General features: G+C 45.2%; 15 protein-coding genes and 10 tRNA genes. 23 read left to right on the top strand and 2 right to left on the bottom strand.

What is annotated here, in order from left to right; genetic code table 11:
* Positions 1-220: 220 nt before the first annotated feature.
* The 21 genes from BTO10_RS19355 to luxS all read left to right on the top strand — a co-directional run bounded on the left by BTO10_RS19355 (position 221) and on the right by luxS (position 14,408).
* A complete protein-coding gene (locus BTO10_RS19355) occupies positions 221-1,402 on the top strand; it encodes an aspartate kinase (protein WP_105025536.1) in 1,182 nt (393 codons plus the stop codon).
* 92 nt (positions 1,403-1,494) lie between these two features.
* On the top strand, positions 1,495-1,692 hold the full coding sequence (gene csrA / locus BTO10_RS19350; RefSeq protein ID WP_004415691.1) for a carbon storage regulator CsrA: 198 nt from the start codon (positions 1,495-1,497) through the stop codon (positions 1,690-1,692).
* A gap of 475 nt (positions 1,693-2,167) precedes the next feature.
* Positions 2,168-2,260: transfer RNA gene (locus tag BTO10_RS19345), tRNA-Ser, on the top strand.
* 43 nt (positions 2,261-2,303) lie between these two features.
* Positions 2,304-2,380: transfer RNA gene (locus tag BTO10_RS19340), tRNA-Arg, on the top strand.
* Positions 2,381-2,424: 44 nt separating this feature from the next.
* Positions 2,425-2,517: transfer RNA gene (locus BTO10_RS19335), tRNA-Ser, on the top strand.
* Positions 2,518-2,606: 89 nt separating this feature from the next.
* A tRNA-Arg gene (locus BTO10_RS19330) sits at positions 2,607-2,683 on the top strand.
* 53 nt (positions 2,684-2,736) lie between these two features.
* A tRNA-Arg gene (locus tag BTO10_RS19325) sits at positions 2,737-2,813 on the top strand.
* 79 nt (positions 2,814-2,892) lie between these two features.
* A tRNA-Arg gene (locus BTO10_RS19320) sits at positions 2,893-2,969 on the top strand.
* Positions 2,970-3,022: 53 nt separating this feature from the next.
* Positions 3,023-3,099: transfer RNA gene (locus tag BTO10_RS19315), tRNA-Arg, on the top strand.
* Between the two features lie 57 nt (positions 3,100-3,156).
* A tRNA-Arg gene (locus tag BTO10_RS19310) sits at positions 3,157-3,233 on the top strand.
* 57 nt (positions 3,234-3,290) lie between these two features.
* Positions 3,291-3,367 (top strand) — tRNA-Arg (locus BTO10_RS19305).
* A 57-nt stretch (positions 3,368-3,424) separates the two neighbouring features.
* Positions 3,425-3,501: transfer RNA gene (locus BTO10_RS19300), tRNA-Arg, on the top strand.
* A gap of 375 nt (positions 3,502-3,876) precedes the next feature.
* Positions 3,877-4,134 carry an oxaloacetate decarboxylase subunit gamma gene (locus tag BTO10_RS19295; protein ID WP_004741884.1) on the top strand — a complete coding sequence of 86 codons (258 nt, stop codon included), beginning with the start codon at positions 3,877-3,879 and terminating at the stop codon, positions 4,132-4,134.
* Positions 4,135-4,165: 31 nt separating this feature from the next.
* The gene (gene oadA, locus BTO10_RS19290) at positions 4,166-5,953 is read left to right on the top strand and encodes a sodium-extruding oxaloacetate decarboxylase subunit alpha (RefSeq protein ID WP_105025535.1); all 1,788 of its coding nucleotides are present in this window, start codon (positions 4,166-4,168) and stop codon (positions 5,951-5,953) included.
* A gap of 9 nt (positions 5,954-5,962) precedes the next feature.
* Positions 5,963-7,093, top strand: a complete 1,131-nt coding sequence (locus BTO10_RS19285; protein ID WP_004741882.1) for a sodium ion-translocating decarboxylase subunit beta — start codon at positions 5,963-5,965, stop codon at positions 7,091-7,093.
* A gap of 153 nt (positions 7,094-7,246) precedes the next feature.
* Positions 7,247-8,200 carry an NADP-dependent oxidoreductase gene (locus BTO10_RS19280; RefSeq protein WP_105025534.1) on the top strand — a complete coding sequence of 318 codons (954 nt, stop codon included), beginning with the start codon at positions 7,247-7,249 and terminating at the stop codon, positions 8,198-8,200.
* A 6-nt stretch (positions 8,201-8,206) separates the two neighbouring features.
* Positions 8,207-8,668: a YqaA family protein gene (locus tag BTO10_RS19275; RefSeq protein WP_105025533.1), complete on the top strand. Its 462-nt coding sequence runs from the start codon at positions 8,207-8,209 to the stop codon at positions 8,666-8,668.
* 9 nt (positions 8,669-8,677) lie between these two features.
* Complete coding sequence (locus BTO10_RS19270) at positions 8,678-11,536, top strand: M16 family metallopeptidase (protein ID WP_105025532.1); 2,859 nt, start codon at positions 8,678-8,680, stop codon at positions 11,534-11,536.
* A gap of 99 nt (positions 11,537-11,635) precedes the next feature.
* The gene (gshA, locus tag BTO10_RS19265; protein ID WP_105025531.1) at positions 11,636-13,204 is read left to right on the top strand and encodes a glutamate--cysteine ligase; all 1,569 of its coding nucleotides are present in this window, start codon (positions 11,636-11,638) and stop codon (positions 13,202-13,204) included.
* A 10-nt stretch (positions 13,205-13,214) separates the two neighbouring features.
* A complete protein-coding gene (locus tag BTO10_RS19260; protein ID WP_181143995.1) occupies positions 13,215-13,865 on the top strand; it encodes a transglycosylase SLT domain-containing protein in 651 nt (216 codons plus the stop codon).
* A 24-nt stretch (positions 13,866-13,889) separates the two neighbouring features.
* Entirely contained in the window at positions 13,890-14,408 is a 519-nt protein-coding gene (gene luxS, locus BTO10_RS19255) for an S-ribosylhomocysteine lyase (RefSeq protein WP_008221069.1), read from the top strand.
* 109 nt (positions 14,409-14,517) lie between these two features.
* Here luxS and BTO10_RS19250 read toward each other — a convergent pair whose 3' ends face one another.
* Both BTO10_RS19250 and BTO10_RS19245 read right to left on the bottom strand, forming a co-directional pair.
* Entirely contained in the window at positions 14,518-15,789 is a 1,272-nt protein-coding gene (locus BTO10_RS19250) for an HlyC/CorC family transporter (RefSeq protein WP_004738141.1), read from the bottom strand.
* Positions 15,790-15,916: 127 nt separating this feature from the next.
* The gene (locus tag BTO10_RS19245; RefSeq protein ID WP_004738143.1) at positions 15,917-16,711 is read right to left on the bottom strand and encodes a cytochrome C assembly family protein; all 795 of its coding nucleotides are present in this window, start codon (positions 16,709-16,711) and stop codon (positions 15,917-15,919) included.
* A 200-nt stretch (positions 16,712-16,911) separates the two neighbouring features.
* On the opposite strand from BTO10_RS19245, the gene ffh reads away from it, so the two are divergent.
* Together ffh and rpsP are read left to right on the top strand one after the other, a co-directional pair.
* A complete protein-coding gene (gene ffh / locus BTO10_RS19240) occupies positions 16,912-18,297 on the top strand; it encodes a signal recognition particle protein (RefSeq protein ID WP_004738144.1) in 1,386 nt (461 codons plus the stop codon).
* A 219-nt stretch (positions 18,298-18,516) separates the two neighbouring features.
* On the top strand, positions 18,517-18,765 hold the full coding sequence (rpsP, locus tag BTO10_RS19235; protein ID WP_004410028.1) for a 30S ribosomal protein S16: 249 nt from the start codon (positions 18,517-18,519) through the stop codon (positions 18,763-18,765).
* Positions 18,766-18,768: the final 3 nt, after the last annotated feature.

Raw genomic sequence — 18,768 nt, 5'->3', positions numbered from 1 at the left:
CTTAAGTAATTGATACAAAGATGCCCAATCAGTTTTGATTGGGCATCTTTTATTTTGCCTATTGGAAGAGTGTCTAAACCAGGTTTGATTGAGATTAACCAAGAAGTCTAATGTCAACGTTAGACTTCTTGGTTAATTTTTTATTGCTTCGCCATGACGCGGAGCGTGTTTTTTTTGTCATATATAGACATTGGTCTTGGGAAGGTGAGGACGGGTGAAAATGCCTCTTATCGTGCAGAAGTTTGGCGGAACGTCAGTGGGTTCAATAGAACGAATCCAACATGTAGCAGAGAAAATCATTGAAGCGAAAAATGAAGGCAATCAAATCGTGGTTGTGGTTTCTGCTATGTCAGGTGAAACAAATCGGTTGGTTAACTTAGCCACTCAAATCGATAGCGTACCAAATGCTAGAGAATTGGATGTATTGTTAACGGCTGGAGAGCAAGTTTCCATGGCACTGTTGGCGATGACGCTGCACAAGTTAGGTTATGAAGCGACATCGATGACAGGTTACCAAGCGAGAATTCACACCGATTCGAATCATAACAATGCGACGATTGAGCGTATTGATACTGCTCCTATTCAAGCTCTTTTGGACGACGACCAAATAGTGATTGTGGCAGGTTTTCAAGGCATCAATGCTAAAGGTGATATCACGACACTAGGCCGTGGTGGCTCTGATACTACAGCGGTTGCGTTAGCTGGAGCGCTGCAAGCCAAAGAGTGCCAGATCTATACTGATGTTGATGGTGTTTACTCGTGTGACCCTCGAGTTGTTAAACACTCAAAGAAACTCGCTACCTTAGATTTTCCATCGATGGAAGAGATGGCTCGACGTGGTGCTAAGGTGTTACACCTTCCTTGCGTTCAGTATGCTTGGCAACACAATGTGCCATTACGTGTGCTTTCAAGCTTTGAACAAGGCGAGGGCACACTGATTGCGGGCGACCAGTGTTTGAATGATATTTCAGGCCTGGCTATACAAAGAGATATGGTGCGTATTGAGTGTTTGAATGAGGACCTAGATTCTTTCTTATCGCATTGCCAACTGTTAGGAATTGAAGTCTTTAGTGTGATCGAGGAAACAGATCGGGCAGCACTCATTATCAAACAAGACATAAGTGCCAAATTAAAACTAGTTTTTGATGAGAAAATCCGTAATAGTGAACGGGTTAGTTTGTTAACTGTGGTAGGAAGCCGAACACAAGAAATTGTGGTCAGTTCACATGGATTGTTGTCTGAGGGCGAAATTGATGTACAGCATCACTTATTGCAGCAGCAGTCTTTAACCTTGGTGGTATCACCAACGCAAGTCGATATGGCTGCTAACATATTACACAATGCATACATCGTAGCGCGTGAAGCACAGGGTTATCCTAAAAAAGAAGTGCATTTTGGTTAAATAAACTCAATCGATAGTTTACGAAAATATAACTTTTGTTGGATAATGCTCTCGTAGCTAGATAAATTTAGAGATTACTCAAGGAGCAAAGAATGCTAATTTTGACTCGCCGCGTTGGCGAAACACTGATGATTGGTGATGAAGTAACAGTTACTGTACTAGGCGTTAAAGGTAACCAAGTACGTATTGGTGTTAACGCACCTAAAGAAGTATCTGTTCACCGTGAAGAGATCTACATGCGCATTCAAGCTGAAAAAGGTAATGGTAACGTTGCATCTGGCAACTACTAATACTTTGCGTAGAGAAGAGGCTAGCATTACTGCTAGCCTTTTTTGATCTTGGAGTATGAGAAAGCGATGTCAGATTATTGATTCACCGGATAGTGCGTTTGTTTTGATTTCATCGAGTGAATGCTCCAGTAAGTGGAGTATTATCTGAGTTCTTGCATGATGAAGCTAGTAGCGATATTTATCTGCCAGACTTCAAGATTTATTGGCTTCCCCTATAGCGCAAATACGCATCTCGTAGTATTGTTCATCCAGCGGTAGCACTTGCTGCTGAAGAAATTAGATAATTGTTTTTAGCGGTTTATTATTGCCAATCTTTCGCCTTAATTTTTAAGGGAAAAAGCGCGCTTTTGATGTTATAAGTTCAAATTGCAAGCGCTTTGATTAAATAGCAAACGGTTGAGTGTTTTTGTCCAATTTTTTTCAATAAAGTGTTTGACATATTTTCGGTAAAACGTAATATGTGCCTCCGCAAGACGGTGAGGTGGCCGAGAGGCCGAAGGCGCTCCCCTGCTAAGGGAGTATGTGGTTTGTAGCTGCATCGAGGGTTCGAATCCCTCCCTCACCGCCATTTCTTGCGAGTCTATAGTTAGCAACTTGGACAATGTAAATGTGCGTCCTTAGCTCAGCTGGATAGAGTACCTGGCTACGAACCAGGCGGTCGGAGGTTCGAATCCTCCAGGACGCGCCATTCTCTCTTTTCTTACTTGTAAGTGATGTGAGAATAATGAATTAGGTGAGGTGGCCGAGTGGCCGAAGGCGCTCCCCTGCTAAGGGAGTATGTGGTTTGTAGCTGCATCGAGGGTTCGAATCCCTCCCTCACCGCCATTCATTACAGGCCGATGGCCTTTTTTTTTCTTCGTAGTAAGAAGAATGTGATATATTTCACAACTTCATTCTGAATGAATGAACACCGTGCGTCCTTAGCTCAGCTGGATAGAGTACCTGGCTACGAACCAGGCGGTCGGAGGTTCGAATCCTCCAGGACGCGCCACTATTTAAGGGTCTGTTGATCCTCGTATTGACTAAGTTGATACCAAAACCTGTGCGCTCTTAGCTCAGCTGGATAGAGTACCTGGCTACGAACCAGGCGGTCGGAGGTTCGAATCCTCCAGAGCGCGCCACTATTTAGGGTTTGCTTCTAATAAGAATGTGAATCCCGATATTGATAAATCGTTCGTCGAGAATTAATATCAAAACCGTGCGTCCTTAGCTCAGCTGGATAGAGTACCTGGCTACGAACCAGGCGGTCGGAGGTTCGAATCCTCCAGGACGCGCCACTATTTAAGGGACTATTGATCCTTGTATTGACTCAGTTGATACTAAAACCCGTGCGCTCTTAGCTCAGCTGGATAGAGTACCTGGCTACGAACCAGGCGGTCGGAGGTTCGAATCCTCCAGAGCGCGCCACTATTTAGGGTTTCCTTGTGAACTCCTGATGTTGCGAATACCAATATCGAAAACTGCGCGTCCTTAGCTCAGCTGGATAGAGTACCTGGCTACGAACCAGGCGGTCGGAGGTTCGAATCCTCCAGGACGCGCCACTATTTAGGGTTTCCTTGTGAACTCCTGATATTAGGAATACTGATATCGAAAGCCGTGCGTCCTTAGCTCAGCTGGATAGAGTACCTGGCTACGAACCAGGCGGTCGGAGGTTCGAATCCTCCAGGACGCGCCACTCTTTAGGGTTTCCTTGTGAACTCCTGATATTGGGAATACTGATATCGAAAACCGTGCGCTCTTAGCTCAGCTGGATAGAGTACCTGGCTACGAACCAGGCGGTCGGAGGTTCGAATCCTCCAGAGCGCGCCACATTACTAAAAAAAGCCTCGTTTTTACGAGGTTTTTTTTATGTCCGCTGCATAAATGTTGATAAAATGTTAAAATTACTTAACGTTTAACTTGTTGTATTTTAAGTGGTTATTGAATACTTCCTTGTTATTCCACCTTTCTCATATCATTTCTTAAAAAAGCTCTATTTAAGTCACAGTTTAATTCTCTAAAAATTACATATTTGACAGATTTATGTGATCTGATAGGCGAATAATTAACCTGATGTGTGCGTTATCTGTAACAGAACCTTAAACAAAATTGACAAAGTTTTACCAATCGAGATAATCCAAGGGTCGGGATCACTATTCGCTGAAATCCTGTACATATGTCAGGATGACGAAGAAAGGAAGCAACATGACTAATATTGGAAGCCTGCTAGGAGATGCGGCGACTCTGATGATAACGGGGATGTCCGTTGTCTTTATTTTCCTAACTATTCTAGTTTACCTCGTTCGGTTGATGTCAAAACTGGTACCAGAAGAAGTACCAGAGCCGATCGCAGCACCTAAAAAAATTCAAAAATCACAATCAAACCCTTCAGCTGTTAGTCCACAGGTAGTGGCAGCAATTTCGGCCGCGGTTCATCAATACCGTGCGTCGACTGCTAAGTAGCATTTAAAGGATTAAAAAGGAGTTTATGAGCATGTCTAAACCACTAGCTATCACAGACGTGGTACTTCGTGACGCCCATCAGTCACTATTTGCTACTCGTATGCGTATCGAAGATATGCTGCCAATAGCGGCAGAACTGGATAAGGTCGGTTACTGGTCACTTGAGACTTGGGGCGGCGCGACGTTTGATTCGTGTATTCGTTTTCTTGGAGAGGATCCATGGGAGCGTCTTCGTGAACTAAAGAAAGCGATGCCAAACACACCAATGCAGATGCTACTGCGTGGTCAAAACCTGTTGGGTTACCGTCACTACGCGGATGACGTAGTCGAAAAATTTGTTGAACGTGCCCATAAGAACGGCATGGACGTATTCCGTATTTTTGATGCGATGAATGATGTACGTAACTTTGAGAAAGCGGTGAAAGCAACAATTGATGTTGGTGGTCACGCTCAAGGTACTTTGTCTTACACAACCAGCCCTGTCCACAACTCAGATACTTGGGTTGATCTGGCTAAGCGTCTAGAAGACCTAGGTTGTCATTCATTATGTATCAAAGATATGTCAGGTTTATTAAAGCCTTACGAAGCTGAAGAGTTAATTACACGCATCAAAGCGTCGTGTGATGTTCCTCTAGCACTGCATAGCCACGCGACAACGGGTCTTTCTACAGCAACAGCCGTTAAAGCAGTTGAAGCGGGTATCGATATTCTAGATACCGCTATCTCTTCAATGAGCTGTACTTACGGTCACACACCAACAGAAACGGTTGTGGCGATGTTAGAAGGTACTGAGCGTGATACTAACCTTAAGCTGGATCAGATTGAGCCAATCGCTTCTTACTTCCGTGATGTTCGTAAAAAGTACGCGAAATGGGAAGGCCAACTAAAAGGTGTTGATTCTCGTATCTTGATTGCTCAGGTTCCTGGCGGCATGTTGACGAACATGGAAGGCCAGTTAAAAGAGCAAGGCGCTGCAGATCGTATGGATGAGGTGCTTGAAGAGATCCCTCGCGTACGTAAAGAGCTTGGCTACATTCCTCTGGTAACGCCAACTTCTCAAATCGTTGGTACTCAAGCGGTTATTAACGTACTAACGGGCGAGCGCTACAAGAGCATCACTAAAGAAACAGCGGGTCTATTGAAAGGCGAATACGGCCAAGCTCCAGCTGAAGTGGATGCAGAACTGCAAGCTAAAGTATTGGATGGTGCGGAAGCGATCACTTGTCGCCCTGCAGATCTGCTGAAGTCTGAAATGGATGAGCTAACGACTGATTTGCTAGAAAAAGCAAAAGAAGAAGGTATCTCTCTAGCGGAAGACACGGTAGATGATGTACTGACTTACGCACTGTTCCCACAAGTGGGTCTTAAGTTCCTTAAGAACCGTCGTAATCCTGAAGCATTTGAACCAGCACCAACGGCAGAAGCTGCGGCTCCTGTGGCAGCAGCGGCACCCGCTCCAGTATCTGGTGGTATCGAAAGCTACAGCGTGAAGGTGGATGGCCAAGTTTATGATGTAGAAGTCGGCCCACAAGGTGAACTGACATCAGTAGCACCATCAGCAAAACCAGCTCAAGCGGCACAAGCTGCGCCTGTAGCGGTATCTGATGCTGAAGCAGTTCCTGCTCCTCTTGCGGGTAACATCTTTAAAGTGAACGTTCAGGCTGGCGCTGAAGTGGCTGAAGGCGATGTTCTGCTTATTCTAGAAGCGATGAAGATGGAAACGGAAGTTCGTGCTGCTCGTGGTGGTATCGTTCAAGAACTGAATGTTAAAGAAGGCGATGCAGTTACTGTAGGCGCTCCACTACTAAGCCTAGCGTAAGGGAGTACCATGGAAGGATTGATGACCTTATGGTCTGAAACAGGGATTGCTAACTTCGAGTTCGGCCAGATTTGTATGATGCTGGTCGGTTGCTTGCTGTTGTTTTTGGCAATCCGCAAAGGATTTGAACCTTTACTGCTGCTACCTATTGGTTTTGGTGCTGTATTGGCCAATATCCCAAATGCTGGATTTACTGATCCGGGCGGTTTGCTGTACTACGTCTACTACATTGGTATCGAAACGGGTATTTTCCCACTGCTGATCTTTATGGGCGTGGGCGCGATGACGGATTTTGGTGCATTGATCGCTAACCCTAAAACCTTGTGGTTAGGTGCAGCTGCTCAGTTTGGTATTTTCGCAACACTATTTGGTGCGATCTTGCTGAACTACATTCCAGGCATGGAATTTACCATGGCAGACGCTTCTTCAATCGCAATCATTGGTGGTGCAGATGGCCCAACGGCTATCTTCTTAGCGAGTAAGCTCTCTCCTGATCTGTTAGGTGCGATTGCCGTAGCTGCATACAGCTACATGGCTTTAGTTCCTATTATTCAGCCGCCAATCATGAAGGCGTTAACGTCTCCAGAAGAGCGTAAAATTAAGATGGCTCAGCTTCGTCACGTAAGCAAAGGTGAGAAGATCCTTTTCCCACTTGCAGTATTGCTGATGACGATCTTGTTCCTGCCTTCTGCAACACCACTGGTTGGTATGTTCTGTTTAGGTAACTTAATGCGTGAAGCAGGCGTAGTTGACCGTCTATCTAAGACGGCACAAAACGAACTGATCAACGTTGTGACCATCTTCCTTGGCTTGGGCGTAGGTTCTAAGCTTCAAGCAGATACCTTCTTGAACTTAGAAACGCTAGGTATTCTAGGTTTAGGTGCGGTGGCATTTAGTATCGGTACTGCGGGTGGTGTGTTGATGGCGAAGCTATTAAACCGTTTCTCGAAAGAGGACATCAACCCACTGATTGGCGCTGCTGGTGTATCAGCGGTTCCAATGGCGGCTCGTGTTGTGAACAAGGTTGGTCTTGAGGCGAACCCTCAGAACTTCTTGTTGATGCACGCAATGGGGCCGAACGTAGCAGGTGTACTAGGTAGTGCTGTTGCGGCTGGTATTCTATTAGCGCTAGTCGGTTAATGGATGGCTAGGTCATGTATCGTTACGTTAATTGGTCGTCAATTTACGAATGAGCGGTTAACTTAGCCTTATTAAATGGTTTATAGTCGAAGGGATGCTTGTGCATCCCTTTCTTTTATTCGTTAGGTTTTAACTAATTAGGGACGTGTTTAAATGGAAAATAGACAGATAGCGATTACCGAGTTTGGTGGGGTGGAAAACCTTGTACTTCAAACCAGTGCAATACCAGAGCCAAAAGCTGGCGAAGTAGTGGTTAAGGTCTTTTTTTCCGGCGTCAATCCGATAGATGTTAAAACTCGTGCAGGGCTAGGTTGGGCGGCTGCACAAAACAAAGATAACCTACCTTGGGTACCAGGCTACGATATCGCGGGGCAAGTGGTTACGCTAGGCGAACAGGCTGAGCGTTTTACTGTTGGTGATAATGTGGCGGGCTTTATCGGCTTCCCATTGCAAGGCGGTGGCTACAGTCAATATGTGTGTGTACCTGAAACTGCGCTGAGCATCATTCCTAACTCTGTAACGTTAGAAGCGGCAGCTGCTCTTCCTTTGGCGAGTCAAACGGCGGCACAAGCGCTCAATAAAGCGGAAGTGAAAGAGGGTGATCGAGTACTCATCTTAGCGGGTGCAGGTGGCGTTGGACACATCGCCGTTCAAATTGCTGTTGCAGCAAAAGCTGAGGTTTACACTACTTGTAGTGAAGCAAATCTTGACTACCTAGCAACGCTAGGTGCCCATGCTATTAACTATAAATTTGCTCCAGCGTCTGAACGAGTGTCGGATGTTGACGTGCTGATTGATTTGGTAGGTGGCGATACGGCGCTTGATGCGTTGAAGTGCCTGAAGGATGGTGCAAGAGTGGTTACCGTTCCGACCCTATCGGCAGAGTTAATCTGCGAGAAGGCAAAACTTTTAGGTTTCACAGCATCAGGTATGTTGGTGGAACCTAATCCAGAGCAAATGGATACCATGCTTTATATGGTGAGTGTTGGATTGCTAAAAACAGAAGTTCAAGGTATTTACCCGCTGGAAGAGGCACAGTCGGCTCATCTGCAGGTAGAAACCGGACACACCAGAGGCAAGGTACTGCTTAAGATGCAAGAAGGTTAATATGCAGTGCTAGAGTTCTTTAATTCTCTTTTCGAAAACATAGCGCTGTGGTTCTCTGATTCAGCGCTATGGGTCTTATTTATCAGTGGCTTCTTGAGTGCCACCTTGTTGCCCGGAGGCTCTGAAGCGAGCCTTATCGCGGCATTGAGCTTAGATCAATTCTCAACATTGTCGATCATTCTGATAGCGACACTCGGCAACACCTTAGGCGGTCTTACTAACTATTGGATTGGTTTGTGGTTACCTAATCGAACTCAATCAGAAAAGCATGGTCATAAGGCTATGGCTTGGCTAAGCCGTTATGGTTACTGGACTTTACTATTCAGTTGGTTGCCCGTTATCGGTGATCCTCTGTGTCTAGCTGCTGGTTGGCTGAGAATGAAATTCATCCCTAGCGTTATCTTGATTGCGATTGGCAAAGCTGCTCGCTATAGCTTACTTGCTGCTATCTATTTCGGTTTTTTCTAAGGAGAACCTATGAAAAAGGTTTTACTTGGTACATTTTCTCTTATCGCCATTGCCGGCTGTTCTTACAATGTACCTAGCTCAACATCCTTCTTTTCCTCATTACCAGAAGGTGTCACTCTTTTAGAAGAGGTTAAGCCCTCTAAAGCTAAAGTGGTGATTCCTTACACTAAGTATCAATTGGATAATGGCTTAACCGTTATTCTTTCTCCTGATGATTCTGATCCATTGGTGCATGTGGATGTGACTTACCATGTCGGTTCTGCACGTGAAGAGATAGGCAAATCAGGCTTTGCACATTTCTTCGAGCATATGATGTTCCAAGGATCTGAGAATGTTGGCGATCAACAGCACTTTAAGATCATTACAGAAGCGGGTGGTTCGTTAAACGGTACCACTAACCGCGATCGCACGAACTACTTTGAGACGGTTCCCTCAAACCAGCTTGAGAAAATGTTGTGGTTAGAATCAGATCGAATGGGCTTCTTATTGGATGCGGTTTCTCAGAAGAAATTCGAAGTACAAAGAGGCACGGTTAAAAACGAACGTGCTCAAAGCTATGAAAACCGCCCTTACGGTCTGATGTGGGAGCGAATGGGTGAAGCGCTTTACCCTGAAGGACACCCATATTCATGGCAACCAATTGGCTATGTCGAAGATCTTGACCGCGTCGATGTGAATGACCTCAAGGCATTCTTCCTGCGTTGGTACGGCCCAAATAATGCGGTACTGACAATCGGTGGTGATATCGATGTTGACGATACGCTTGAGTGGGTTAATAAATACTTTGGTCCAATCCCGAAAGGTCCAGAGGTTGAGCCTGCTGAGAAACAACCTGCGGTACTGACGGAAGATAAGTACATCACCCTAGAAGATAACATTCGTCAGCCAATGGTACTGGTTGGTTGGCCGACGACTTATCGCGGTGAAGAGACCCAAGCGTCACTGAATGCGCTGTCTAACGTTTTAGGTTCCGGTACTAATAGTTACCTTTACCAAAACTTAGTGAAGACACAAAAAGCAGTGAGTGCAGGCTCATTCCATGATTGTGCTGAGTTGGCATGTACCATGTACGTCTATGCGATGGGTAACTCTGGTAAAAAAGGTGACTTAACGGCTCTCAACAAAGAGTTAATGGATACCTTAGATAAGTTCTCGAAAGAGGGTGTTCAACAAGATCGCCTAGACCAGATTACCGGGATGGCCGAAGCGGATGCGGTTTTTGCACTGCAAAGTGTTAAAGGTAAGGTGTCGCAATTGGCATCTAACCAAACTTTCTATGGTCAGCCAGATCGCATTGAGTCCCAGCTGGATCAAATCCGTGCCGTCACACCTGAAAGCGTGAGCAAGGCCTACCAAGATTTCATCGAAGGTAAGCATAAGGTTACTTTGAGTGTTGTTCCGAAAAAGCAGCTTGATTTAGCCGTTCGAGAGGCGACATTTACCACGCCACCACGTACTTTGCCTGAATACAGTAAAGTAACGGAAGACCAGTTGAACTTCAGAAGAGCAACGGACACCTTTGATCGCAGTGTAATGCCTGAGGTGACCTTTGGTGTCGAAGCGACAATGCCAGAGCTGTATCGCATGCACTTTGCAAATGGTACTGACCTGATTGGTACAGAGACCAGTGAAACGCCGACGGTACAAATGCAAATTCAACTGCCAGCAGGTGAGCGTTATGTTCGTAAAGGACAAGAGGGCCTAGCAAACTTAACTGCCGCTCTGATGGAAGAAGGCTCCACCAAGCGAACGGTTGAAGAGCTACAGGCGACTCTAGATAAGTTGGGCAGCAGTGTGGGTATCAGTGCTGGTAGCTATACCACGGATATTTCAATTTCTACGCTAGAGAAAAACCTGCCTCAAACTTTGGCGATCGTGCAAGAGGTTTTGCTGGAGCCTAAGTTCGATGAGCAAGACTTCGAACGCGTTAAGAAACAGATGCTAGAAGGGGTGGTATATCAGCATCAACAACCAAGTTGGATGGCATCTCAAGCAACCCGTGAAGTGCTGTTTGGCGACAGTATTTTTGCTCGTGCGAGTGATGGTACTAAAGACTCTCTAGAATCGTTAACTCTGGACGATGTAAAACAGTTTTACAGTCAACACTATACTCCAGAAGGAGCTAATATTGTTATTGTAGGGGACATCTCGAAGAAAGAGGTTGGAAAGCAGCTACAATTCTTTGAGGAGTGGCAAGGCGAGGCGGCACCGTTGACACGCCCACAGATCGTCAAAGACCTAACTGAGCAGCGTTTGTATTTAGTTGATAAGCCGGGCGCGCCACAAAGTATCGTTCGCTTAGTTCGTAAAGGTCTGCCTTTTGATGCTACGGGTGAGCTGTATAAGAGCCAATTGGCTAACTTTAACCTAGCGGGTAACTTTAATAGCCGCATTAACCAGAACCTACGCGAAGACAAAGCATACACTTATGGTGCGAGCGGTTACTTTGCCAGCACTCGTGAAACAGGTGCGGTAGTATTTAGCGCACAGGTAAGAGCTAACGCGACAGTGCTATCGATTCAAGAGTTTATTAATGAACTTAATGAGTTTAGCCAAAGTGGATTAACTGACGAAGAGGTGAAATTTATGCGCCTTGCCGTCGGTCAACAAGATGCACTCAAATACGAAACACCAAGTCAGAAAGCAGGGTTGTTGAGTAATATTGTTGCATTGAGCCTAGATGAAGATTACCTACAGCAGCGTAATCAGATAGTTGAGACGGTCTCAAAAGAGACATTGAATGAACTATCGAAGAAATGGTTCGACCCGAATGATTATCAAATAATTGTGGTTGGTGATGCGGCATCGCTTCGCCCGCAATTAGAAAAGTTAGATATTCCAATAGAAGAGCTTGAAATCATTCGTTAGAGTACACATTAAAGGGGGAGGGAAGAGACTCTACTTTTCTCCTCCAACCTAATTTATGATAGTTCTAATCAGAACGATATAAGATAAGTGAACTGAATTTTGACTGATTTTGCTGCGCGACTAAAGCAAGTTGCAACCAACCCTAAGACCTTCTCTCAATTTGGTCGTGGCGTTGAAAGGGAAACATTACGCTACACGGAAGATGGGCACCTTGCTACTGGGCCGCACCCTAAGGCCTTAGGATCTGCGTTGATGAACGAGTGGGTAACGACTGATTTCTCTGAGTCGCTACTGGAATTTATCACACCTGTTTCAAATGACGTTCCTACTCTTTTGAATCAGTTGTCTGATATTCATCATTTCACACAAACCAAGTTAGACGGTGAAAAACTGTGGCCGCTCTCTATGCCTTGTTATGTTGGTAGCGAAGACTACATTCAGCTTGCGCAGTACGGCACATCTAACAACGGTAAAATGAAAACGTTATATCGTGAGGGCTTAAAACGCCGTTACGGTAGCTTGATGCAGATTATCTCTGGTGTTCACTTTAACTTTTCTTTCCCTGAAAGCTTCTGGGATAGCTTGTTTGGTGAACAAACAGAACAAGAGCGTAGTGACGCAAAATCAGATGCTTACTTCAGTTTGATCCGTAACTACTACCGTTTTGGTTGGTTAATCCCATATTTCTTCGGTGCTTCGCCAGCATTGTGTTCATCTTTCATCAAAGGAAGAGAAACGAACCTACCTTTTGAAAAGGTTGGCGAGACACTGTATCTACCAAAAGCAACAGCGCTGCGTCTGAGTGATCTTGGTTACACTAACAGTGCGCAAAGCGTATTGAAGATTGGCTTTAACAGCCTAGAGCAGTACCTTGAAGGCTTGAATCAAGCGATTCGTACTCCATCAGAAGAGTTTGCTGAAATTGGCGTTAAGGTTGATGGCGAATATCGTCAGCTTAATAGCAACGTACTACAAATTGAGAATGAGCTTTACGCACCTATCCGTCCTAAGCGTGTGGCTAGGAGTGGTGAGAAACCATCTGAAGCGCTGGCTCGTGGCGGTGTTGAGTACATCGAGGTTCGCTCTCTAGACGTAAACCCATTCAGCTCAATCGGTATCACTGAGCAACAAGTTCGCTTCTTAGACCTATTCCTAACTTGGAGTGTTCTAACTGACTCTGCTGAGATGGATAACTGCGAGCTTGAATGCTGGCGCGACAACTGGAATAAGGTGATCCTAGAAGGTCGTCAAGTTGGTCTAGAACTGCAAATTGGTTGTCACGGTGAGCGATTGTCTCTGCAAGATTGGGCGAAGCGCGTGTTTAAAGATCTACGCTCAATTGCTGAGATGATGGACGTTGAACAAGGCGGTCAAGCTTACCAAGAAACCTGCGATACGCTTGAAGCTTGGATTGATAACCCAGAGCTAACCATTTCTGGCCAATTGCTAGAAGAAACTAAAAAGTTAGGTGGCTTAGGTAAAGTTGGTTGTGCGCTAGGTAAAACGTACGCACAACAGCACAAAGCACACCAATACAAAGTGTATTCAGCTGAGCTGATGGAAGCAGAGGTTCAACGCTCTGTGATTGCTCAGCAACAAATTGAAGAAGCGAGTACTCAAGATTTTGACAGCTTCTTAGCGGATTATTTTTCGTATTTAAAAGCATAGCGAGACGTTGGTGGAAAGGAAGCAAGCCTTGTTAGGTAAGCCTACTCGTGTGAGTAGTAAATGGTTACCTGTAGTCACTGTCGGTGTTGTCTCTAGCCTTTTGGTTGGTTGTGCAACACCACCGCCGAAACAGCAAGACAATCTATGTAGCATCTTCAGAGAGCATCCATCGTGGTACGAAGATGCCTTAGATATGCAAGAAGAGTGGGGCACTCCCATCAACGTAGCGATGGCTTTTGTAAAACAAGAGAGTAGCTTCCGTCATGATGCGCGCCCACCAAAAGATTACATCCTTGGGTTTATTCCTTGGGGCCGTGTAAGCAGCGCTTATGGCTATGCTCAAGCTCAGGATCCAGCTTGGGAAGATTTCCAAAAAGCGACCAACCATGGTGGCTCAAGAACCAACTTTGATGATGCGCTGATGTTTATAGGCTGGTACACCAGTGAAACGCGTCGTCAACTCGGTATCTCGCTATGGGACCCATATAACCAGTACTTGGCTTACCATGAAGGCCGCGGTGGTTATAAGCGTAAATCGTATAACAGCAAACCATCTTTAATTAAGGTGGCTCGTAAAGTCGAACAGCAAGCAAAAGATTATGGCTGGCAACTGAAACAGTGCCGCAAAGAACTAGAAGACAATCGAAGTTGGTTTTTCTAAAGCCAACCGTCACGGAGAATAGCAATGCCTTTATTAGATAGTTTCACTGTAGATCACACTCGTATGAACGCACCAGCAGTTCGTGTTGCGAAAACAATGCAAACTCCAAAAGGAGATACCATCACGGTATTTGACCTGCGTTTTACGGCACCAAACAAAGATATCCTATCTGAGAAAGGTATCCACACTCTAGAGCACCTATATGCAGGTTTCATGCGTGCTCAACTGAACGGTTCAGACGTAGAGATCATCGATATTTCACCTATGGGCTGTCGTACAGGCTTCTACATGAGCCTGATCGGTACACCTTCAGAGCAGCAAGTGGCTGATGCTTGGTTAGCGGCAATGCAAGACGTGTTGAAAGTTGAGAGCCAGAATAAGATCCCTGAGCTGAACGAATACCAGTGTGGTACAGCGGCAATGCACTCTTTAGACGAAGCGAAAGAGATCGCGAATGCCATCATCGCTGCTGGTATCTCAGTAAACAAGAACGACGAGCTAGCACTGCCAGAGTCGATGCTTAAAGAGCTTAAAGTTGATTAATCATTTGAGTTAATTCTCGATGAGTAAGATATCAAAAGGCCCGGTTCATTGAACCGGGCCTTTCTATTTTCTCACTTAGCAGGTCAATAGCGAGTACTATCTGAACCTGTTATCCATTTACGATTTGTGGAAACACACGTACTAGCTTGATGCGGTTCTCTTCAAGTTCCACAATTTCCATAGGGTGACTGGCAACCTGAACACTCAAATGGCTTTCTGGAATGTCTTCCAGATGTTCTAGTATCAAACCATTCAACGTTCTTGGGCCATCAGTTGGGAGTGCCCACTGCAATCCTTTGTTGATGTCACGGATGTTTGCACTGCCTTCAATGAGGAAGCTACCATCGCTCTGTGGTGTGATTTCGTCAGATAAACTTGGTGCAATTGAAGTAGTAAACTCACCGACAATCTCTTCTAGAATATCTTCTAATGTAACCAAGCCATTGATATCACCGTACTCATCAACGATTAGACCGATGCGCTGTTTGTTGCGTTGGAATTTTAGTAGTTGAATATTGAGTGGGGTTGCTTCTGGAATGAAGTAGATTTCGTCCGCGGCACGCAGCAGAGTCTCTTTGTTGAATTCGTTCTTTTCAAGCATCAAGCGATACGCTTCGCGCAGCCTCAGCATGCCAACCACTTCATCAATTTGGTCACGATAAAGAACTACTCGACCATGAGGAGAGTGGGTTAGCTGACGGACGATGGATTTCCAATCATCATTAATGTCGATACCGGTAATCTCGTTACGAGGCACCATGATGTCGTTCACGGTAACGTGCTCTAAATCTAGAATAGACACCAACATATCTTGGTGACGTTGAGGTATCAGATTGCCTGCTTCATTTACTACAGTTCTTAACTCTTCAGAACTTAAATGATCGGTCGCGTCGTGGCTAGCTTTGACACCCAGAATACGAATAAAGCCATTGGTTATGAAGTTAACTAATATCACCAGTGGCGACAGTATCTTCATCAAAATCATTAGCAATATGCTGCTGGCGTAGGAGACACGTTCAGGAAACAGGGAAGCTATGGTTTTTGGTGTGACCTCAGCGAATACTAGGATCACGAGAGTCAGGGTACCGGTTGCGACAGCCACACCGATGTCCCCATAGATACGCATACCAAGAATGGTTGCGATCGCAGAAGCGAGAATGTTGACAAGGTTGTTACCGATGAGAATGAGGCCTATCAACCTGTCGGGGCGGTTCAGAAGTTTTTCTACTCGCTTGGCACCTTTATGACCCGTGTTGGCCAAGTGCTTTAAACGGTAGCGGTTCAAGGACATCATGCCCGTTTCGGAACCAGAGAAATAACCAGAAATTACAATGAGACACGCGAGTAGCGCAAATAAGATACCCGTTGATATGTCGTCCAAAACTATTCTTTTCCTATTTGTGTATCTTGATTAATTTATGACCGAACATGGTCGAGATGTCAATTGAATCTATCTGACTCAATATTTTAAAGGCAAGGTATGCGTGACCTTACCTTTAATTTGGGGGTTATCTCAGGATGATTTCCTGAACGAAGCGACTACCGAAGTAGGCTAATGTGAGCATGCTGGCACCAGCAAGGGCGAACCAAGTCACCTTCTGACCACGCCAACCTTTTTGGTAATGACCCCACAGAAGAATGGAGTAGATAACCCAAGCAATAAAAGACAACACAGCTTTGTGTGCTTTACCTTGAGCAAACATGTCTTGTACGAAGATAAAGCCAGTCAACAAGGTACCCGTTAATAAGCCATTACCGATTAGGATGATCTTGAAAAGTTGTCTTTCGACCATCATTAATGGAGGTAGGTTAGGGTTGATAACCAGTGCTTTCTTCTTTTTAAGTTTGTGATCTAGCCACGCAAGCTGCAGTGCGTATAGGGCACCAATGGTGAGCGTCGCGTAAGAGAACAGTGCCAAAGAGATGTGCATCAGCAGTTTTGGATCATTCTCTAAATGCTTGATGAAGGTACTTGGAAGAAAAGTTGCCGCCATCAAGTTCAGTGCTGCGAAGCTATAAACCACAGGCAGAATGAACCACAGTCGGGTTTTGAGCATAGCACCGCTCATCACTAGAGAAATGATTAAACTGATCAGTGAAGCAACGTTTAAGATACTGAGGTTTTGACCACTGGCATTAAAGATTAAGTCGCCAAGCAACCAAGCATGGAAAGCTAGAGCAAGTAATGCGCTGATAAACACCGTTTTTACACGGATCCCTGTTTGGTGCACGAGACCTGGAATGATCGTGGAAATCGCCATTGTATAAAGAAAGGCTGCTGCGATCGCAATAAGACTGTCCATGGTATCCATTAAAATGATTACTAATTGGCGAATTATACCTTGCATCGCTCTTTGGGGCTATGGTGAACCTCACTCAATTCCAAGTGAACACCGTCTCACGTCACAAGCGTGGATGATTAACGCTCTACAACGGGTATGACTCTAATCCACGCTAATGTATACTCAACTTAATAGTCGCAGGATTGAGCGAAGAGAAAACTATGTTTGATAATTTAACGGATCGTCTATCCAAAACGCTGAAGAATATCAGCGGTAAAGGTCGTCTGACCGAAGACAATATTAAAGATACGCTACGTGAAGTGCGTATGGCGCTTCTTGAAGCTGACGTGGCACTGCCAGTTGTCCGCGATTTTGTTAAGCGCGTAAAAGAAGGTGCTGTGGGTGTTGAGGTTTCTAAATCTCTAACACCTGGCCAAGAATTCATTAAGATCGTTCAAGCTGAACTTGAAGCGGTAATGGGTGAGTCTAATGAAGCACTTAACCTAGCTGCGCAGCCGCCAGCGGTTATCTTAATGGCTGGTCTACAAGGTGCGGGTAAAACCACATCGGTAGGTAAGCTATCTAAGTTGCTGACAGAGCGTGACAAGAAGAAAGTATTGGTTGTGTCTGCCGACGTTTACCGTCCTGCGGCGATCAAACAACTTGAAACGTTAGCTAGCGATGTTGGCGTTGACTTCTTCCCATCTTCGGCTGACCAGAAGCCTATTGATATTGCTAACGCTGCAATCGACCACGCGAAGAAGAAATTCTATGACGTGCTACTTGTCGATACTGCAGGTCGTTTAGCGATTGATGAAGAGATGATGGGCGAGATCCAAGAGCTTCATACTGCAATCAACCCAGTAGAAACTCTATTCGTTGTTGATGCTATGACAGGTCAAGATGCAGCGAATACGGCAAAAGCCTTTGGTGATGCTCTTCCACTAACCGGTGTTATCTTAACGAAAGTTGATGGTGATGCGCGTGGTGGTGCAGCTCTGTCTGTTCGTCATATCACAGGCAAGCCAATCAAATTCTTAGGTGTTGGTGAGAAAACTGACGCACTAGAACCATTCCACCCTGATCGTGTTGCTTCTCGTATCTTAGGTATGGGTGACGTTCTGTCGCTTATTGAAGACCTACAGAAAAACGTTGATACCGAGAAAGCAGAGAAACTGGCTAAGAAGTTCAAAGAGAAAAAAGGTTTTGACCTTGAAGACTTCCGTGAACAGCTAGGTCAGATGCAAAACATGGGCGGCATGATGGGCATGATGGATAAGCTTCCAGGTATGTCTCAGCTACCAGACAACGTGAAAGATAAAGTTGATGACAAGATGTTCAAGCAGATGGAAGCGATCATCAACTCGATGACCATGAAAGAGCGTCAACGTCCTGAGCTAATTAAAGGCTCACGTAAAAAGCGTATTGCCGCTGGTTCTGGTACACAGGTACAAGATGTAAACCGCATGCTTAAGCAGTTCACCCAAATGCAGAAGATGATGAAGAAAATGCAGAAAGGTGGTATGAAAGGCATGATGCGTAACATGCAAGGTATGATGGGCGGCATGGGTGGTATGGGCGGCGGCTTCAACCCGTTCGGCCGATAATCGCCTAATGTAACCTGCAGCACCTTTACTTTTCATAGTGTTATCTGTGTCACAGAAAGAATACAGGCACTATGTTGGTGAAAAAATAGCTAAACCCCTTGCATTGCCCCGGAATAAGAGTAAAATTCCGGGGCTTTAATTTGGCACGAGACCCCAAGCTGTTTAGTGATAAATGGTTATTGGGGTTAATTATTTTATTAAGAAAGCAAAGAGGACGACATGGTAACCATTCGTTTGGCACGTCACGGCGCTAAGAAGCGTCCATTCTATCAAATCGTAGTTGCGGATAGCCGTAACGCTGCAACTGGCCGTTTCATCGAGAAAGTAGGTTTCTTTAACCCTACTGCTCAAGGTCAAGAAGAAGGTCTACGTCTAGACCTAGATCGCGTTAACCACTGGGTTGGTCAAGGCGCATCTCTATCTGATCGTGTAGCTAAGCTAGTTAAAGACGCTCAAAAAGCGGCTTAATTC

This window comes from Vibrio chagasii, from assembly GCF_002954585.1.
GTDB classification, from domain to species: domain Bacteria; phylum Pseudomonadota; class Gammaproteobacteria; order Enterobacterales; family Vibrionaceae; genus Vibrio; species Vibrio chagasii_A.
Note: the sequence above shows the minus strand (reverse complement) of the source record. Positions and strands in the feature narration are given on the sequence as shown.

Excerpts from the sequence above, each read along its gene's own strand:
- BTO10_RS19355 (WP_105025536.1), top strand. The coding sequence starts at position 221 with ATGCCTCTTATCGTGCAGAAGTTTGGCGGAACGTCAGTGGGTTCAATA.
- csrA (WP_004415691.1), top strand. The coding sequence starts at position 1,495 with ATGCTAATTTTGACTCGCCGCGTTGGCGAAACACTGATGATTGGTGAT.
- BTO10_RS19295 (WP_004741884.1), top strand. The coding sequence starts at position 3,877 with ATGACTAATATTGGAAGCCTGCTAGGAGATGCGGCGACTCTGATGATA.
- oadA (WP_105025535.1), top strand. The coding sequence starts at position 4,166 with ATGTCTAAACCACTAGCTATCACAGACGTGGTACTTCGTGACGCCCAT.
- BTO10_RS19285 (WP_004741882.1), top strand. The coding sequence starts at position 5,963 with ATGGAAGGATTGATGACCTTATGGTCTGAAACAGGGATTGCTAACTTC.
- BTO10_RS19280 (WP_105025534.1), top strand. The coding sequence starts at position 7,247 with ATGGAAAATAGACAGATAGCGATTACCGAGTTTGGTGGGGTGGAAAAC.
- BTO10_RS19270 (WP_105025532.1), top strand. The coding sequence starts at position 8,678 with ATGAAAAAGGTTTTACTTGGTACATTTTCTCTTATCGCCATTGCCGGC.
- luxS (WP_008221069.1), top strand. The coding sequence starts at position 13,890 with ATGCCTTTATTAGATAGTTTCACTGTAGATCACACTCGTATGAACGCA.
- BTO10_RS19245 (WP_004738143.1), bottom strand. The coding sequence starts at position 16,711 with ATGGACAGTCTTATTGCGATCGCAGCAGCCTTTCTTTATACAATGGCG.
- ffh (WP_004738144.1), top strand. The coding sequence starts at position 16,912 with ATGTTTGATAATTTAACGGATCGTCTATCCAAAACGCTGAAGAATATC.
- rpsP (WP_004410028.1), top strand. The coding sequence starts at position 18,517 with ATGGTAACCATTCGTTTGGCACGTCACGGCGCTAAGAAGCGTCCATTC.